This is a genomic window from Desulfosporosinus fructosivorans (assembly GCF_004766045.1).
GTDB lineage: Bacteria > Bacillota > Desulfitobacteriia > Desulfitobacteriales > Desulfitobacteriaceae > Desulfosporosinus > Desulfosporosinus fructosivorans.
In genome coordinates, this window is record NZ_SPQQ01000026.1 from 19,651 (window position 1) to 36,064 (window position 16,414).

At 41.0% G+C, this 16,414-nt stretch carries 13 protein-coding genes; 11 read left to right on the forward strand and 2 right to left on the reverse strand.

Annotation, left to right across the window (positions count from 1 at the left end; genetic code table 11):
- Positions 1 to 16: 16 nt before the first annotated feature.
- The 7 genes from E4K67_RS28450 (at position 17) to E4K67_RS28480 (ending at position 7,800) form a co-directional block, all read left to right on the forward strand.
- The gene (locus E4K67_RS28450) at positions 17 to 1,465 is read left to right on the forward strand and encodes a lipopolysaccharide biosynthesis protein (protein ID WP_199242679.1); all 1,449 of its coding nucleotides are present in this window, start codon (positions 17 to 19) and stop codon (positions 1,463 to 1,465) included.
- 64 nt (positions 1,466 to 1,529) lie between these two features.
- Positions 1,530 to 2,615, forward strand: a complete 1,086-nt coding sequence (locus E4K67_RS28455) for a polysaccharide pyruvyl transferase family protein (protein WP_135552940.1) — start codon at positions 1,530 to 1,532, stop codon at positions 2,613 to 2,615.
- A gap of 19 nt (positions 2,616 to 2,634) precedes the next feature.
- A complete protein-coding gene (locus E4K67_RS28460; RefSeq protein WP_135552942.1) occupies positions 2,635 to 3,675 on the forward strand; it encodes an acyltransferase family protein in 1,041 nt (346 codons plus the stop codon).
- 57 nt (positions 3,676 to 3,732) lie between these two features.
- The gene (locus E4K67_RS28465) at positions 3,733 to 4,923 is read left to right on the forward strand and encodes a Coenzyme F420 hydrogenase/dehydrogenase, beta subunit C-terminal domain (RefSeq protein ID WP_135552944.1); all 1,191 of its coding nucleotides are present in this window, start codon (positions 3,733 to 3,735) and stop codon (positions 4,921 to 4,923) included.
- Positions 4,924 to 4,995: 72 nt separating this feature from the next.
- On the forward strand, positions 4,996 to 5,883 hold the full coding sequence (gene galU / locus E4K67_RS28470) for a UTP--glucose-1-phosphate uridylyltransferase GalU (protein ID WP_135552946.1): 888 nt from the start codon (positions 4,996 to 4,998) through the stop codon (positions 5,881 to 5,883).
- 110 nt (positions 5,884 to 5,993) lie between these two features.
- Positions 5,994 to 7,163: an ABC transporter permease gene (locus E4K67_RS28475; protein WP_135552948.1), complete on the forward strand. Its 1,170-nt coding sequence runs from the start codon at positions 5,994 to 5,996 to the stop codon at positions 7,161 to 7,163.
- Positions 7,156 to 7,800: an ABC transporter ATP-binding protein gene (locus E4K67_RS28480; RefSeq protein WP_135552950.1), complete on the forward strand. Its 645-nt coding sequence runs from the start codon at positions 7,156 to 7,158 to the stop codon at positions 7,798 to 7,800. Before E4K67_RS28475 ends, E4K67_RS28480 begins: the two co-directional genes overlap by 8 nt.
- Positions 7,801 to 7,854: 54 nt before the next feature.
- Here the strand turns inward: E4K67_RS28480 and E4K67_RS28485 are convergent, their stop codons facing one another.
- Positions 7,855 to 9,333: a S8 family serine peptidase gene (locus E4K67_RS28485; RefSeq protein WP_135552963.1), complete on the reverse strand. Its 1,479-nt coding sequence runs from the start codon at positions 9,331 to 9,333 to the stop codon at positions 7,855 to 7,857.
- Positions 9,334 to 9,824: 491 nt separating this feature from the next.
- Between E4K67_RS28485 and E4K67_RS30350 the strand changes: the two genes are divergently transcribed.
- Complete coding sequence (locus E4K67_RS30350) at positions 9,825 to 9,977, forward strand: hypothetical protein (RefSeq protein ID WP_199242680.1); 153 nt, start codon at positions 9,825 to 9,827, stop codon at positions 9,975 to 9,977.
- A 186-nt stretch (positions 9,978 to 10,163) separates the two neighbouring features.
- On the opposite strand, the gene lysA is transcribed toward E4K67_RS30350, so the two are convergent.
- On the reverse strand, positions 10,164 to 11,423 hold the full coding sequence (gene lysA / locus E4K67_RS28490) for a diaminopimelate decarboxylase (RefSeq protein WP_135552951.1): 1,260 nt from the start codon (positions 11,421 to 11,423) through the stop codon (positions 10,164 to 10,166).
- A 356-nt stretch (positions 11,424 to 11,779) separates the two neighbouring features.
- Here lysA and E4K67_RS28495 point away from each other — a divergent pair, with 356 nt between their 5' ends.
- The 3 genes from E4K67_RS28495 to E4K67_RS28505 all read left to right on the forward strand — a co-directional run bounded on the left by E4K67_RS28495 (position 11,780) and on the right by E4K67_RS28505 (position 16,189).
- Positions 11,780 to 12,478, forward strand: a complete 699-nt coding sequence (locus tag E4K67_RS28495; RefSeq protein WP_338031927.1) for a protein-L-isoaspartate(D-aspartate) O-methyltransferase — start codon at positions 11,780 to 11,782, stop codon at positions 12,476 to 12,478.
- Between the two features lie 76 nt (positions 12,479 to 12,554).
- Positions 12,555 to 14,711, forward strand: coding sequence for a DNA helicase RecQ (gene recQ, locus E4K67_RS28500; protein WP_135552953.1), 2,157 nt, complete (start codon positions 12,555 to 12,557; stop codon positions 14,709 to 14,711).
- A gap of 2 nt (positions 14,712 to 14,713) precedes the next feature.
- Complete coding sequence (locus E4K67_RS28505; protein ID WP_199242681.1) at positions 14,714 to 16,189, forward strand: MDR family MFS transporter; 1,476 nt, start codon at positions 14,714 to 14,716, stop codon at positions 16,187 to 16,189.
- Positions 16,190 to 16,414: the final 225 nt, after the last annotated feature.

Genomic DNA, 16,414 nt, shown 5'->3' on the forward strand with positions numbered 1-16,414 from the left:
ATATAGGTGGATGAATTTGAACAGTAATGAGTTATCCCGAAAAGTAGGCAATGCCGCGAAATGGTCCATAATCACAGAAGTTTCATCAAAAATAATTGTGCCAATAACCAACATGATACTTGCAAGACTTTTAGCTCCAGAAGCATTTGGTGTAGTAACAACAATTATAATGGTTATTAGTTTCGCCGAAATATTTTCGGACGCAGGTTTTCAGAAATATTTGGTGCAGCACGAGTTTACAGATCTTGATGATAGAAACAAGAATACGAACGTAGCATTTATATCAAACTTAACCATTGCCCTTGTTCTTTGGGGTCTCATTATAATATTTCGCAATCCAATCGCTAGTGCAGTTGGTAATCCAGACCTTGGATTGGCATTAGCGATTGCTTGTGTTCAAATACCGTTGACTTCATTTTCAAGTATTCAGATGGCGTTATATCGAAGGGCGTTTAATTTCAAAACCCTGTTTATGGTCAGGATTATGGCGTCCTTAATACCGCTTATTGTTACTGTTCCCCTGGCTATTATCGGCTTTGGGTATTGGTCTTTAATAATCGGAACAACTTGTGGAATCCTTTCAAACGCTATAATATTGACAGCTAAATCAAATTGGAAACCAATGTTATACTACAATTTTGCATTACTAAAGGAAATGTTTTCATTCAGTTTTTGGTCGCTTTTAGAAGCAGTCTCTGTTTGGTTTACACTATGGGTGGATGCATTAATCATCGGAAATGCTTTTAATGTATACTACCTGGGGTTATATAAAAATTCTCTTAATATGGTTAATGCCTTTATGGCTATTGTTACCGCTTCGATAATTCCTATTTTGTTTTCTGTGTTATCGCGTTTACAAAACGATGAGGTTAAGTTCCAAGCAATGTATTACAAAACTCAGAGGTTTGTCTCCTATCTAGTTTTGCCAATGGGATTTGGAATATTCCTTTACAGCGACCTGGCGACGTATATAATGCTTGGGAGTCAATGGACTGAGGCAAGTGATATTATTGGCATTTGGGCTTTAGTAGCAGCCTTCGGAATTATATTTTCAAATTTTAATGGTGAGGTGTATAGGTCAAAAGGAAAACCAAAGCTATCGTTTATTTATCAGATGATACATCTTATGTTTCTTATCCCTACCTGTTTGATAAGTATAAGCTATGGATTTTGGCCTCTAGTTTACGCCAGATCACTAATCAGATTCCAGGGTACAATCGCAGGGTTTGTTTTTATGCGTGTCTTTATGGGGTTTTCTGTTAAGGAGATGCTAGCTAATGTGGCAAAACCTCTAGGTTGCACATTGTTGATGGGGTTGGTTGCAGTTGGATTGCAACAAATTTCCTCGTCTGTTATTTGGAGTTTCATCTCAATTGTTATGTGCACAGCACTATATGGTGGGCTCCTGTTGCTGACAGACCGAGATGAGATTAAGGAAACAATAAAGTTGTTTAAGAAGAGCTGATTAGGTACGGCCATTTTTAGTATCCTCTTGATGAGGTTACTAAGTTTAAAGGAGCGTTGAACTGATGAAAGTTGGAATCATGTCTATGCATCGAATAAAGAATTACGGCTCTTTTCTTCAAGCATACGGACTAAAGATGACCCTTGAAAATCTAGGACATGAAGTTGAATTTGTAGATTATAAGATCGAGAAACCCATTGTTCCTACTGACAATGACAAAGGCGTTATAAATAGAAGTGCGAGAGAAGTCTATCATATGATAAGGCGAGTAATCTTTAAGAAGAAAACATTCTCTAGCCTCTTCGATATGAACTATTTCGCTATGCTTGGTTTAAGCGAAAGAAGAAAATACAGAACTATAGTAGATGTCTTGGTGATTGGTAGTGATGAGGTCTTTAATTGTCTGCAGTCAAACCCTAATGTAGGGTATTCGAAGGAGTTATTTGGCAAAGACAATAACGCCAGCAAGGTAATTAGTTATGCTGCCAGCTGTGGATATTCGACGGTTAAGGGACTTAAGAACTATGGTATAAACTCTGAGGTGGGAGAGCTACTTAGGGCATTCTCTAGTATATCCGTGAGAGATAATAATTCATTTGAGGTAGTTAAAGAGCTGACAGGCATACCTCCCGTCATAAATGTTGACCCAGTAATTATTTCTAATTTTGATCAATTGATTCCGCCGCAGAGCGAGCTCAACAATTATATATTGATATATGCTTATGGGAGTCGAATCAACTCTGAGGTCGAGATAAAGGCAATTAAGCGATTTGCAAAAAAGTACAACAAAAAGCTTGTTTCCGTGGGAGCGCATCAAAAGTGGACAGACGTAAAAATTGAAGCTGATCCGTTTGAACTTTTAGCATATGTGAAGGGTGCAGACTATGTTATAACCGATACTTTCCATGGGAGCATCTACTCCATCAAATATAACAGACCGTTTGCGACTATCATAAGAGAAAGCAATAAGCAAAAACTTAGAGATTTGTTACAGAGATTTTCGGTTGAAGATAGAGAAGTTCGGGATATGGACAAGCTTGAGGAAATTTTACAGAGGTCAATAAATTTTGAGAGAGTTAATCGTATCATCAGCATGGAGACAGAAAAGTCCATCAAATACCTAAAGGAAAATATTAGGGTGAACATATGAAGAGGGGCTAGAGGACTATATGCAAGAGCGAATACAATGGCTTGATAATGCAAAAGGCTGGGGGATCCTATTGGTGATGATAGGACATACGAACTTGCCGGGGCCAACTAATATATGGGTTTATTCCTTCCATCTACCGTTATTCTTCTTCGTTTCGGGCTACTTGTTTAATCCGAACAAGTTTGATAATACGTTTGAGCTGATTAAGGCTAAGGCCAGGACACTGCTTATACCGTATTTTTCTTTTTCATTGATAATACTCCTGTTTAATGCTCTAGTTGGATTTATAAAATTACGGGCGGTGGGCGAGTATAACTATTTAAACATTATTAACCAATTTATCGGAATGTTCGTCCAGATGAGGTCTACAGAACTATCAGGAGTGTGCTGGTTTTTAACACTACTATTTATATCGGAGATTCTGCTCTATTGGGTTCTGAGATCGTCGAAGAACAATGACACAAAATCATTATTATTGTTAGTAGCTTCATTTATAAGTGGATGGTTCTACATGAAAATTGTCAGGGTTCCACTTCCTTGGCACGTTGATGCAGGTTTAGTGGCTACCTTTTTTGTCGGAATGGGTTATCACGCTAAAAGATATGAAAGTAGAATTGCAAGACTCATTAAATATAGAATTTTGCTACTTGCCTTAGGTGTAAGCCTTATCTGCACTTACATAAATTATCTGTTAATCGGCACCAGAGTTGATTTATATTACAGCGAACTTGGAAATCCAATAGTGTTCATTATTGTATCATTGAGCGGCGTACTGGCAAGTATTATTGTGATTCGAAAGTTACCGAACCCTAGATTCGCCGGATATATCGGGAGGAATAGTCTTACTTATTATGCATTACATGCAACTGTGTTTTATGTTGTACTGAATATGATATTATCCCGCATTTTGAGAGTTGTTACGGAGAATGAATTGTTGATTTCATACATACAGCCTATTTTGTGTGTGGGGTTAACGTGTGTACTTATGGTGCCGGTTTGCTATATCATCAATAACTATCTGCCCTTTATATTGGGCAGGAAGAGAATGCAACAGAAATAAGGAGAATCACTTGATAAGGACGGAATTTGAGAGGAAAAGCGAAAGGAGGCGCAAGACATGATTGCTATATATACCGATAAAAAGGAGTGCTGCGGATGTACCGCTTGTATGAGCATCTGTCCGAAGCAATCCATCACAATGCAGCCTGACGAGGATGGGTTTGTATATCCTGCTGTCAACGATGAGTTATGTGTGGAATGCGGACTGTGCAGAAAGGTCTGTGCTTTTCAAAATGTGCCGGTAAATGCTAATGAGCCACTCGCTACATATGCCGCTGTCAATAGAAATCAATCCGTTCTCGCAGCCAGCGCTTCAGGAGGGATATTTGCATCCCTTGCTTCAATAATATTTGAGAAGAACGGCGTGGTTTTCGGATGTGCCTTTAATAACGATATGGAGCCTGAGCATATCTGTGTTGATAATCCGACCAATATTATAAAGCTCCAAGGTTCCAAGTATGTACAGAGCAATATCAATACCACGTACGCCGATGTCAAGCAGTACCTTGAACAGGGCATAGGAGTTCTTTATACAGGCACTCCCTGTCAGATTGCTGGATTGATATCTTATCTTGGTAAGAATTACAAGAACCTTATTACAGCCGATATAATTTGCCATGGCGTTCCGAGCACAGCGTTTTTTAAAGGATATATCAAACATCTAGAAGATAATCTGAAGGGTAAAGTCATAGACCTAAAGTTCAGAGATAAATCAGAAGGCTGGGGGTTGATGGGAAAGGTGGTTTATGAAAAGACCGGTGTAGTACGGGAAAGATTCATACCACCCATTAATTCTTATTATTATAGCTACTTCTTGAAAGGCGACATCTACCGCGAAAACTGCTACGAGTGCAAGTATGCCAATGGTAACAGACAGGGCGATTTTACGATGGGCGACTATTGGGGCATAGAGAAGGCCCACCCTGAAATCGAAACGCGAAACGGCGTATCAGTTTTATTGGTGAATAGTACGAAGGGAATAGAGTTGCTTGAAAAGATCGGAAATTACCTCGACTTAACTCCATCCACATTTGAACAAGCCAGCGAGCAGAACGGACAGTTAAGGCAAGCAACTGCTAAGAGCTATAAGAGAGAAGCAATACTTAAAACCTGGCGTGAGGGTGGATATCAAGCTGTAGCTGAGGAGTACTACAACTCAAATAAGAAACAGCTTGTGGTGTTTAGGATTAAGATGCTGGTGCTACAGCAGGTTAAGCAGTTAATTAAGAGGATGAGAAGAGGGCAATAGAATTAGGTTTGGTAGATTTTATTGAAATACTCACTCATAAAGTCGAGGGTTGTTAAAAGGAGAGCGAAGAATATGCGTAAAATTCGTAAAGCAATAATTCCAGCGGCAGGATTGGGAACCCGTTTTTTGCCAGCAACCAAGGCTCAACCAAAAGAGATGTTGCCTATCGTGGATAAACCAACTATTCAATATATTGTTGAAGAGGCTATTAAAGCCGGAATCGAAGATATTATTATTGTGACAGGGCGGAATAAGCGGGCCATAGAAGACCATTTTGATCGTTCCATGGAGCTTGAGGTCTTTTTAGAAAAAAATCAAAAAGGGGAACTGTTGGATTTGGTGCAGGATGTCGCTCAGATGGCCGATATTTATTACGTTCGGCAAAAAGAGGCGTTGGGCTTGGGGCATGCTATCTATAGCGCCCGCAAGTTTATTGGTAATGAACCCTTTGCAGTCCTTTTAGGGGATGACATTATTCATTCTGAAGTGCCTGCTTTACGTCAAATGATAAATCAATACGAGCGTTATGGTGCAAGTATAGTCGGGGTACAAGAAGTTCCCCTATCGGATACGTCCAAATACGGGATCGTGGATGGTGAAAAGTTTGCGGATCGGCTTTATCGTGCCAAGGATATGGTGGAGAAACCTAGTCCAGAAGATGCCCCGGAAACTCATTTAGCCATAATGGGTCGGTATATTTTGAATCCGGAAATCTTCGATATCTTAAGTGTCCTTCCAGCAGGTAAAGGAGGGGAGATTCAGCTCACCGATGGCATTAAGGAACTTGGGCGGTCTCAGGAAATCCTTGCTTATGAATTCGAAGGGCGGAGATATGACGTTGGAGACAAGTTAGGGTTTGTGGAAGCAACGATCGAATTCGCCTTGCGTCGAGGAGATCTTTCGGAGGATCTTATTACTTTCTTGCGTGATTTGGTTCAGAAAACAGAACTGATAAGCTGAGGAGCCTACTACCTTCGGTGCTCGCTCGCCCCACTTGGTAGGGGGCGGGTACTACCTGAATTTGTCGATCGACCATTAAGCAATACAACTAAGAGAGGACTTAAATTGTTGTGCTGTTACCTTTTAAAATCGCCTGGCGGTTTCTGCTTAGTAAAAAATTACAAACACTTTTAGTTATTTTCGGCATAGCCATAGGAGTTTCTGTTCAGATTTTTATCGGTCTAGTCAGTCAAGGACTTGAAAAGACATTAGTCAATAAAGTTCTAGCTTATAGTCCCCATATTTCCGTGTACTCCAAAAGTGGAGGATTTAGTGACTGGCAAAAGGAAGCGGACCAGATCAGAAGCAATTTCCCGGAGGTTAAAGCGGTATCCCCAAATGTTAATAACCAAGCGTGGATAAAACTTGAGAATATGACAATCCCTATACTTGTACGGGGGTTCAATATCTCAGACACCGAGCGTCTGTATAACATTACAGCGGCAATTTACGAAGGAAGTTCATCCGTTAACGATAATGAGGCTTTACTAGGCAAAGAATTAGCGGAGCGATTAGGTGTTAAGGTCGGGGATGAGGTCAGTATCTTGACACTTGGTAGACAAACGAGACAAACTGTCACTATAAAAATTGTTGGCTTGTATGATTTTGGAGTTGCTAAGATTAATAATGCGTGGGTGATTACGAATTTGACTACCGCGCAAAACTTCATTGGTTTTGGGAATAAAGTGACTGAGATTGAATTAGCGATTGACGACCCGTTTCAAGCAGATGTTGTCAGTGTCAAAATTAGTAGCGCCCTGTCAAGGGAAGGGGAAGCGTTATATCTTTCCAATTGGAAAGACCAAAATCAGTTATTAGTCAGTGCTATCGTTGGCCAAAAATTAGTCACCCTTGTCATCCAATTTTTCATAATGCTGGCGACCATTATAAGTATTGTCAATATATTGACAATTAACGTTTTCCAGAAATCTAAACAGGTTGGTATTTTAAAGGCCATGGGGCTTACGGATTTTTCGGCAAGTCTTGTCTTCTTGTATCAAGCGTTATTGCTTAGTCTCATAGGAATCGCGCTTAGTCTTGGTTTCCTTGTCGTCTTTCTCAGAGGATTCAATCAATACATTGTGACTGCTCAAGGATTACCTGTGGTTAAGGTTACAATGGATTATAGGTTCATCGGGCTATCTATCCTTATTTTCTTTGTGGTTTCAATGTCAACTGCCATTTTCCCTGCGCTCAGGTGTATTAAATTAAACCCAATTGAGGTAATTAAAAATGCATAATGTCATTGAATTGATAGGTGTTAACAAAACTTATGGGACTCGGGTAAAGTCGCAGATTCTTCACGATATAAATTTAGAAATTGAGGAACACAGCATTAACTCGGTTGTCGGAGCCTCTGGAAGTGGTAAAACGACGCTTTTAAATATCATGGGCACTCTCGATAGGCCCACCAGTGGGGAAGTCATCATCGATGGAGCGAATACTAAAAATATGACGCAGCGTAAATTAGCTAAATTACGGAATCAGGCTATAGGGTTTATCTTTCAATTTCATTTTTTATTACAGGAGTTCAATGTATTTGACAATGTTCTCATGCCAAGTCAAATACAAAGAAACAACCAATTTGAAGTAAAGGAAAGGGCGAATCACTTATTAGATATGTTAGGGCTATATAAGTATCGCCGATCCAATGTTCTTGATCTATCCGGAGGTCAACAGCAACGCGTAGCGATTGCCAGGTCGCTGATCAATAACCCTAAGATTATCTTGGCTGATGAGCCGACGGGAAACCTAGATTTACATAGTTCCGAAGATGTATATAACATCTTTGAACAAGTGAATAAGGAGTATGGCGTTGCTTTCGTCATTGTTACCCACGACAAACACTTAGCTGGTCGCGTCATTAAAATTCCGTAAGGGACTGGTGCTCCTCGTATATTACCGAACCATTATAGGGGGGCGACAATGTATTTATTTCTTCATTCCAGTTAATGCGTAATAAGTATTGGCCTCTCCCGCGCCAAAGAGCGCATCGGTTCCAGGTTTACCTAAGTCGACCGCTGTCTGTCGAATCAATGCAGCCACTTGAGCTGGGGTCAATCCCGGATTATAAGCTTTAATGACTCCTGCAATCCCTGCAACTTTCGGTGATGCCATTGAGCTACCTTGCATCAGAGCATAGCCCCGAAGGTTCGAAGTGATATAGGGCTCCATATAAGTCGGATAGGTGCTAAACGTATTGTAATGGAGGTCCAGTAAGTTGAGATCACCGGTTTGGTCATAGATTGGTCCAAAGTCACCGCCGGGGGCGGCCACATCGATGGAGCGGGATCCATAATTAGAGTAGAAAGCAATTTTATCTTTAGACCATTCGTTAGAAGAGGATACGGTAATAACTCCCGGGGTTTGTCCCGGTATTTCGCGAGATGCGCCTTTAAATTGAAGTCCTGAATCTCCGTACACTTGGTTCAAGTAACTTGTGATTGTGGTCGGATTATTTAAGTTAAGAGACTCATTCCCCGCAGCAGTGACGATGGTGACATTATGATCTACGGCGTATTTAATGGCCCGTCTGTATAAAAGTGCATCGGCAACGTCACTATAAGCATTTTTGTCATCCAGGTATGTATAACGAGAGATAGTATCAAATCCACCAATGGACATATTTATGACATCGACTTTGTCTTTAGCCGCTTGTAGAATAGCCGATATAATCCAGGGCGTCGGCGAGCTGCCGCTGGCAGAGAAGATACGATAAGCACGGATTCCTAGATTGGGGCCAATCCCTTTCATTTTGCCATTTGACGCAATAAAACCCGCAACGTGCGTACCATGTCCGTAGCGATCCCCATAGTCATTTGGATCACCAGTTTCGGTTGAGTCTCCGTCTGCATTGGCAGGTACAAAGTTTTGACCGCCAACAATGTTAGCTTTCAGATCTGGATGGGTAAAATCAATCCCAGAGTCAATGATACCGACAACCGCCTTGTGGATTACTGTTCCGTTAACTCTTTCCACACCGCCAGTCTCAAGGGCATAAGAATCTCCATTATGGGTAATTCGTTGTATATCCCATTGATATTTCCAGTAACTGTCGACTTGATTCGCTTGAGGAATATCACTAACTGGTTGACCGTTAGCCGCCAATGGGTTAATTTTCTCATTATCTAACTTAATAACTAACGATAGGTTTGCAGCTTGGATTCCCTCAACAGCTTTTAGATTATTTAAAAACGACGGATTAGCTGATTGTACCTCGAGGCCTGAAACTTCAGGCAATACCCTAAGTACCTCACCTCCAGCTTTAGAAATAATTAGAGCATAGTCAGCGGGAATTTGTTTCTGGAAAGCAATTGTGTAGTTGTTCTTTGTCGGAGCTGCCCCGGCTGGAGCAATGAATGTGGTCATGATTAGGCTTATTGCGATTACCAAGCCAATTAATTTATTCATATTCACTTTTCTAATCTCCTTTCTACTAAATGAAATATGAGCTTTCTTTATTTTGCAGAGGTATCTTCCAAGATAAATTGGAAGATACCTCTGCAAAATTATGTATATGTAGGTTAAGTAAAATGCTAGTCTGTAATGTGCCCGCTTGTCAAGATATAATTTTTTGAAATGTTCCTTTTTAGAAGCGCGCGTGGTACTAAGTAAACCTCCCTTTCGCCATGAAGTCTTCCTTTGGGGTAGGTGGCTCGGCGATAATTCCATCCGAGACTATCGTGGTTTACGTACCTCGAACAGGGAAGTTAAGAATCCACCCTGCTAATAGACCTAGGGATCATTGAGGATATGGACCCAAATAAGTTTGGTATAGCGATTTCGTATTATGAAAGTGAAAGTAATTACTTTCTTTTTCTTTGTTTAAAGTGTATGATTATAATCAAAGGAAGCATATAGTATACTAAATACTAATGGTGAGGAAGAAGGGGGCGGTATTTATGTTAGCTTGGATTCCGGTAGTCATTGTTATAGGATTTCTGGGAGGCTGCGCGATTGTCATTACAACCTCTTGTTATCAAGTGATTAAGTCAATTTCTAAAATTAAGATGCCAAAAAATCGGGGGCCTTTGCCTAGAACTATCGAAATATGATTGGTCACGCAGAAAAGGGGCTATCTCTTCATAGAAATTAGTTTTCTATGAAGAGGCAGTCCCTTGTTATACATTTCAAAACAAACGACAAGTAAATAAGTGACTGGCATGTAAAACTACAGAACTTCGAATGATCTTGCAAAATAAGATTAGCGAGATCATTCAAAGTTCTGTAGTTTGTTTTAACTATTCTTCTAAACCAGAAAAATCCAAGGTGGCAAAAAGGTCTTCCAGTGTCTCTGCCCGCCGAATAAGTTCGATATTGCCATCGGGCTTGAGAAGTAGCTCTGCTGAGCGCAATTTGCCATTATAGTTGAATCCCATTGCGTGACCATGTGCTCCAGTATCATGGATGACGGCGATATCACCAATATCCATTCTGGGTAAAGCTCTATCTATCGCGAATTTATCGTTATTCTCACACAAACCACCTGTTACATCATAAATGTAATCACACGGCCAATCCTCTTTCCCCATCACCGTTAAGTGGTGATAAGCGCCATACAGGCCGGGACGCATTAGGTCGGCCATGCAGGCATCTAAGCCGACATAGTTCTTATATATTTCTTTCTTATGCAATACCTTAGTAACTAAATAACCATAGGGTCCCAAGATCATCCGTCCGCTCTCCATTGCGATCTTTAAAGGGTCCAAACCATTATCCACAATCAATTTGTCGTAAGCGTTCTTTATCCCTTTACTTACAGCCTCCAGACTAACTGGTTCTTGCTCTGGTCGATAAGGTATGCCAATGCCCCCACCCAAATTAACGAATTCAATTCTGATTCCTAACTTCTCGTAAATCTCTCCTACCAGTTTAAACATCATACTGGCAGTCTCAATAAAATATTTAGAATCAAGTTCGTTTGATATAATCATCGTGTGGATTCCAAAGCGCTCTGCTCCTTTTTCTCGGGCAATTTGATAGGCCTCGAAAAGTTGCTCTTTGGTTAAGCCATACTTGGCATCGTGTGGTTTACCAATAATCGAGTTTCCACCGTCACGTAAGCGGCCTGGATTATAGCGAAACGAGATGATTTTAGGCATACCGATATATTTCTCTAAATAATCGATATGAGTTATATCATCGAGATTAATGATGGCCCCTAATTCCTTGGCCTTTTTATATTCGTGAACAGGTGTATTATTTGAAGAGAACATTATATTCTCATCAAAAATCCCCGCTTTTTCTGCCAAAATGAGTTCTGACATTGAACTGCAATCTGCGCCGAAGCCTTCCTCGCGTAGGACCTTAAGGATATATGGGTTAGGTGTTGCTTTAACTGCAAAGTACTCTTTGAACTCGGGTGCCCAACTGAAAGCTTCTATTAAATTACGGGCATTTTGCCGGATAGCCAATTCATCGTAAATATGAAACGGTGAACCATATTGCTCGATCATTGTCTCCAGTTGTTCCTTGGTAAAAGGTAATGTTTTCTCTGCCACTCTGTTCTCCCCCTACTTAAATGTTTAATAGGAATATAAAAAGATTCTGCTACTTTTTCCCTAGCTTTAGATGCCCTAATTAGCAAACTTCAATGCCTGTTATGAAGAGCTTATTTCCGCACAATAAGGTATATTTTGTTGATCCTTAGTTGAGTGAGTTTTACTCAGAAACTAATTATACCAAAAAATAAGTGATTGTGCGTAGTTATACTGTATTTCGAAGACGTTGTCTTTCCAGACGTGATCCAATTTGCTAAATTCTACGTATAGCTCGTTTGTGGCCCAAATTTAAAATATAATAATATTACTCACCAAAACGGAGAAAATATAAAAAACTTAAAGTCAGGGTGAGAGATTTGATTAAAGAATGTTATAAAGATGATTTAGAGCGATTGGCCGAACGTGAGTGGATGGTTCAAAATCAACTAATAGGCCGTGGCATTACGGATGAGATGGTCATTAATAGCATGCTTATTGTCCCTCGACACAAATATGTTATGGAAGATAAACAAGAATATGCTTATTATGACTCCGCCTTAGAAATCGAATCAGGGCAGACGATCAGTCAACCGTATATCGTAGCGCTCATGGCACAGGCTTTAAAATTAAAATCAATTGATAAGGTTTTAGAGATTGGAACGGGTTCTGGTTATTCCGCTGCAATTTTATCTCGGATGGCCATGAATATCTACACAATTGAACGCCACGAGGGACTAGCTCATCTTGCAAAGGATCGATTTCGTTCTCAGGGTTATGATAATATTGCAGTACAAGTGGGAGATGGTACGCTTGGATGGCCTGAAAAAGCACCGTTTGATGCCATACTTGTCACAGCAGGAGGCCCTGTAATTCCTGATTCCTTAATCAATCAATTGGCCATCGGCGGTAGATTAGTTATTCCAGTAGGAGATAAGGGTGAACAAATACTGATACGAGTAAAGAAAACATTGACAGGTGAACTGATAGAAGAAAATCTGGGGTTGGTGCGTTTCGTTCCGCTAATTGGTACAGAGGGCTGGGGTGAATCGAACATTAAAAACGTAAAACCGTGTTAAGCATAAGCTTAACCGGTCTTTTTTTGTTATAATGGAGATAACTGTAGTTTATAACTTAAGGAGATGTTCTTATATTATGATCGAAAAGGCCTTGGAGGTACTGCAAAGGTATTTCGGGTATACTCAATTCCGCGATGGCCAGCAAAAAGTGATAGAAAGTTTACTCCAGGGTAAGGATACATTAGCCATCATGCCGACAGGCGCTGGAAAATCTCTAGCTTATCAAATCCCAGCCTTGTTATTTGAAGGAACGACACTTGTAATCTCGCCTTTGATTTCTTTGATGAAAGATCAAGTAGACGCGCTGCAACAATACGGGGTCTCGGCAACGTTTATTAATAGTTCGCTATCCTTAAAAGAAGTCAGGTCTCGGATTGAACGGGCTGCAAGCGGGGAATTTAAGCTTTTGTATGTTGCACCTGAACGATTGGAGGCGGAAAGCTTCCGTACCCTTCTCGAGTCGCTGCATGTCTCTTTCTTGGCGATTGATGAAGCCCATTGTGTCTCTCAGTGGGGACATGATTTTCGACCGAGCTATCTTCATCTGGGTCCTTTTATCAAATCGTTTTCTCAGCAACCATTGATTGGGGCTTTTACAGCGACGGCAACAGAGGAAGTTCAGTCGGATATTGTTCGATTGTTAGAGTTAAACAAAGCCAATGTTTTTGTGACAAGTTTTGACCGTCCGAATCTGACGTTTTCAACACTTCGAGGGGAAAACAAAAAGGTTTTTGTTCTGGATTATGCCAAATTACATGCCGACCAATCTGGGATTATATATGCGGGGACTCGTAAAGAGGTGGATGCCCTTCAGGCCTTTTTAGCAAAAAGTGGTTTGAAAGCAGGAAAATATCACGCGGGGATGAATGATGAAGAGCGCAAAAAGAGTCAAGAGGATTTTCTCTTTGATGAAAAGACGGTCATGGTGGCTACTAATGCGTTTGGGATGGGAATCGATAAATCGAATGTTCGTTTTGTAATTCATTATAATATGCCAAGAAATATGGAGTCCTATTACCAGGAAGCGGGACGTGCTGGGAGGGATGGAGAACCAGGGGAGTGCCTTTTGTTGTTTTCCCCTCAAGATGTGGTTTTGCAAAGATATCTGATTGAACAGACCATTTTTCAACCAGAGCGTAAAATGAATGAGCTCAAGAAGCTTCAGGGGATGGTTGATTACTGTCATACGCCGCGCTGTTTGCGTAAGACAATTCTGGAGTATTTTGGGGATGAAAATATTCAAGAAGAATGTGGCAACTGTAGTAATTGTAATGACGAACGTGAAAAGGTAGATATTACATTAGAGGCTCAAAAAATATTTTCTTGTATTTATCGAATGCGTGAACGGTTTGGTATAGGTTTAGTGGCTGAGGTATTAAAAGGATCTCGCAAAGCCAAGATTCGTGAGCTGCGTTTTGATGAGTTGAGCACACATGGAATTATGCACGATATCCCACTACAGGAGATCAAAGACCGTATCAGTTATTTAGTGGCGGAGGGCTATTTGCAATTATCAGGTGGAGAGTACCCAGTGGTGAAACTGCTGCCTAATGCAGTTTCAGTAATTAAAGGAGAAGAGAAAGTTTCGCAAAAATTTTCTCCACAGCCTTCTCGGGAAAAAGTGGAAGAGGTCGGTCTATTTGATCGTCTACGTGCGCTCCGCAGAGAATTAGCACTCCGAGAAAACCTACCTCCTTATATGATATTTGCAGATAGTACCTTGCGAGAAATGGCTCAGCTCTGCCCGACTGATCACCATTCTATGCTTAGGATAAGTGGTGTCGGAGAGCGGAAACTAGAGAAATATGGGAGTGCGTTTATTGAGGAAATTAGGAGCTTTAATCCCACTTTGGGGCAACGTAACATACCAGCAGACAGCGTGCCCTCACCGCAAGTTCGCAGTTCTGCGAAGGCTTCCACAGATAAAGTACTGAGTCATCAGCAAACTTTTATACTCTATCAAGAAGGGTACACCTTAGCAGATATCGCACGAGTTCGTAATGTTACTGAACTCACGGTACAGCAACATCTTGTACGTTGCGGTCTAGATGGACAAGCAATCCCTTGGGATGATTTCATTCCGATTGAACAGGAACCCCTTGTATTAGACGCCATCCACCAGGTGGGTGGAGAAAGATTGCGTCCAATTAAAGAACTCCTCCCAGATGAGGTGGAGTGGTTTACAATCCAGGCGGTTATAGAAAAGTATAAAATTTTGAATAAGGAAAAATAGAAATGTCTAATAAAACAAACCCTAAAATTGTCTTGGTCAGCATTATCTTAGCGATGTTCATGGCAGCCATAGAGGGGACGATTGTAGCAACAGCGATACCGAGTATTGTGGCGGATTTGGGCGGCTTCTCTCTGTTTAGTTGGGTGTTTTCATCATTCCTACTGGCTCAGGCAGTTACTATTCCGATATATGGGAAGCTGGCGGATTTGTATGGTCGAAAGCCTGTTTTTACCTTTGGAGTACTTGTCTTTCTGATTGGATCGCTGCTCTGTGGTTTTGCCAAGACGATGAATATGTTGATCCTTTTTCGCTTGATCCAAGGTCTTGGAGCTGGAGCGGTCCAGCCTATTGCCACAACCATTGTAGGAGATATCTTTACAATGACAGAGCGTGCTCGTATCCAAGGATATATATCTAGTGTTTGGGGAATATCGTCTATTCTTGGACCGGGACTAGGGGCATTTTTTGTGCAATATGTCCGATGGTCATGGATTTTCTGGGTGAATATTCCGATCGGAGTGTTTGCAATTTGCGGAATCTGGTTTTTTATGGTTGAGACAGTACATAAACAAGAACACAAAATTGATTATATCGGGTCAGCACTTATTTTCATCTCGATCAGCGCGTTAATGGTCGTCTTTATACAAGCAGGGACAGTTTGGCCTTGGTCTTCCGCACCGGTGCTTCTTTTATTAGGGTTATCTTTGGTTGGAAGTTATTTGTTTATTAAGCAAGAAAAGCTTGCGGCAGAGCCCATTATGCCTTTAGAAATCTGGTCGGATTCTTTAATAGTAGTCTCAAATTTGGCTACGTTGACGACTGGGGTGGTACTTATTGGGGTCTCCTCGTTTTTGCCAACTTTTATTCAAGGAGTAATGGGGAAATCCCCAATTACTTCGGGCTTTGCTCTTGCTTTTATGTCGATGGGGTGGATAGCTGGGGCAACTGTGGCCGCAAAGGCCATGTTCAAATATGGGTTCAGGCGCATCGCAGTCGTCGGTGGAATTTGGATTCTTGTGGGTTCACTATTCTTTATTACACTAAGTCCGGAAAGAGGGTGGCTCTGGGCTGGAGTGGGCTCCTTATTAATTGGTTTAGGGATGGGGCTTGCTAGAACTGTCTTTATTGTGGGAATACAAAACAGCGTGAAATGGGAGATGCGTGGAGTGGTAACCGCCTCTAATATGTTTATGAACATCTTGGGAAATGCCATGGGTGCAGCAGTGTTAGGTGGTATCTTAAACGTATCTTTATCAAATTATTTAATGGGCGTAAGCGGAGAGGCGTTAAACGTTGATGTTATCAACGTCTTACTCGACCCTATTAGGAGAGGGACTCTTTCGCAGGGTGTATTGCAAATAATGTCGTCGGGATTGGCAATTGCACTGCAACATGTTTTTTGGGGCTTGTTTATTCTGGCGGTACTTAGTTTCATTTTGATTTTATTCTTCCCGGAAAAGGCGAGGGACTCAGCTTGAGCGCGCTGCGGATAATGTCAAAACTCTGATTTCTTCAGCGATCCCTAGTCTAAAACTCGAAGCAATGACAAATAAAACAAAAAGTTGACAGCATACGCTAAAAATGGTACTATGACTGAGCGCCACAAAGACGCACACTGAATGAACAAGTGAGGGGTAAGACCTTCAAACTATTCAATCTAAACCACAGTAAATTAGTCATTGACAACGCAAGTTGAAAATGCT

Bases quoted from the DNA above. Each gene is read 5' to 3' on its own strand.
- E4K67_RS28455 (WP_135552940.1), top strand. From the start codon at position 1,530: ATGAAAGTTGGAATCATGTCTATGCATCGAATAAAGAATTACGGCTCT.
- E4K67_RS28460 (WP_135552942.1), top strand. From the start codon at position 2,635: ATGCAAGAGCGAATACAATGGCTTGATAATGCAAAAGGCTGGGGGATC.
- E4K67_RS28465 (WP_135552944.1), top strand. From the start codon at position 3,733: ATGATTGCTATATATACCGATAAAAAGGAGTGCTGCGGATGTACCGCT.
- galU (WP_135552946.1), top strand. From the start codon at position 4,996: ATGCGTAAAATTCGTAAAGCAATAATTCCAGCGGCAGGATTGGGAACC.
- E4K67_RS28480 (WP_135552950.1), top strand. From the start codon at position 7,156: ATGCATAATGTCATTGAATTGATAGGTGTTAACAAAACTTATGGGACT.
- E4K67_RS28485 (WP_135552963.1), bottom strand. From the start codon at position 9,333: ATGAATAAATTAATTGGCTTGGTAATCGCAATAAGCCTAATCATGACC.
- E4K67_RS30350 (WP_199242680.1), top strand. From the start codon at position 9,825: ATGTTAGCTTGGATTCCGGTAGTCATTGTTATAGGATTTCTGGGAGGC.
- recQ (WP_135552953.1), top strand. From the start codon at position 12,555: ATGATCGAAAAGGCCTTGGAGGTACTGCAAAGGTATTTCGGGTATACT.
- E4K67_RS28505 (WP_199242681.1), top strand. From the start codon at position 14,714: ATGTCTAATAAAACAAACCCTAAAATTGTCTTGGTCAGCATTATCTTA.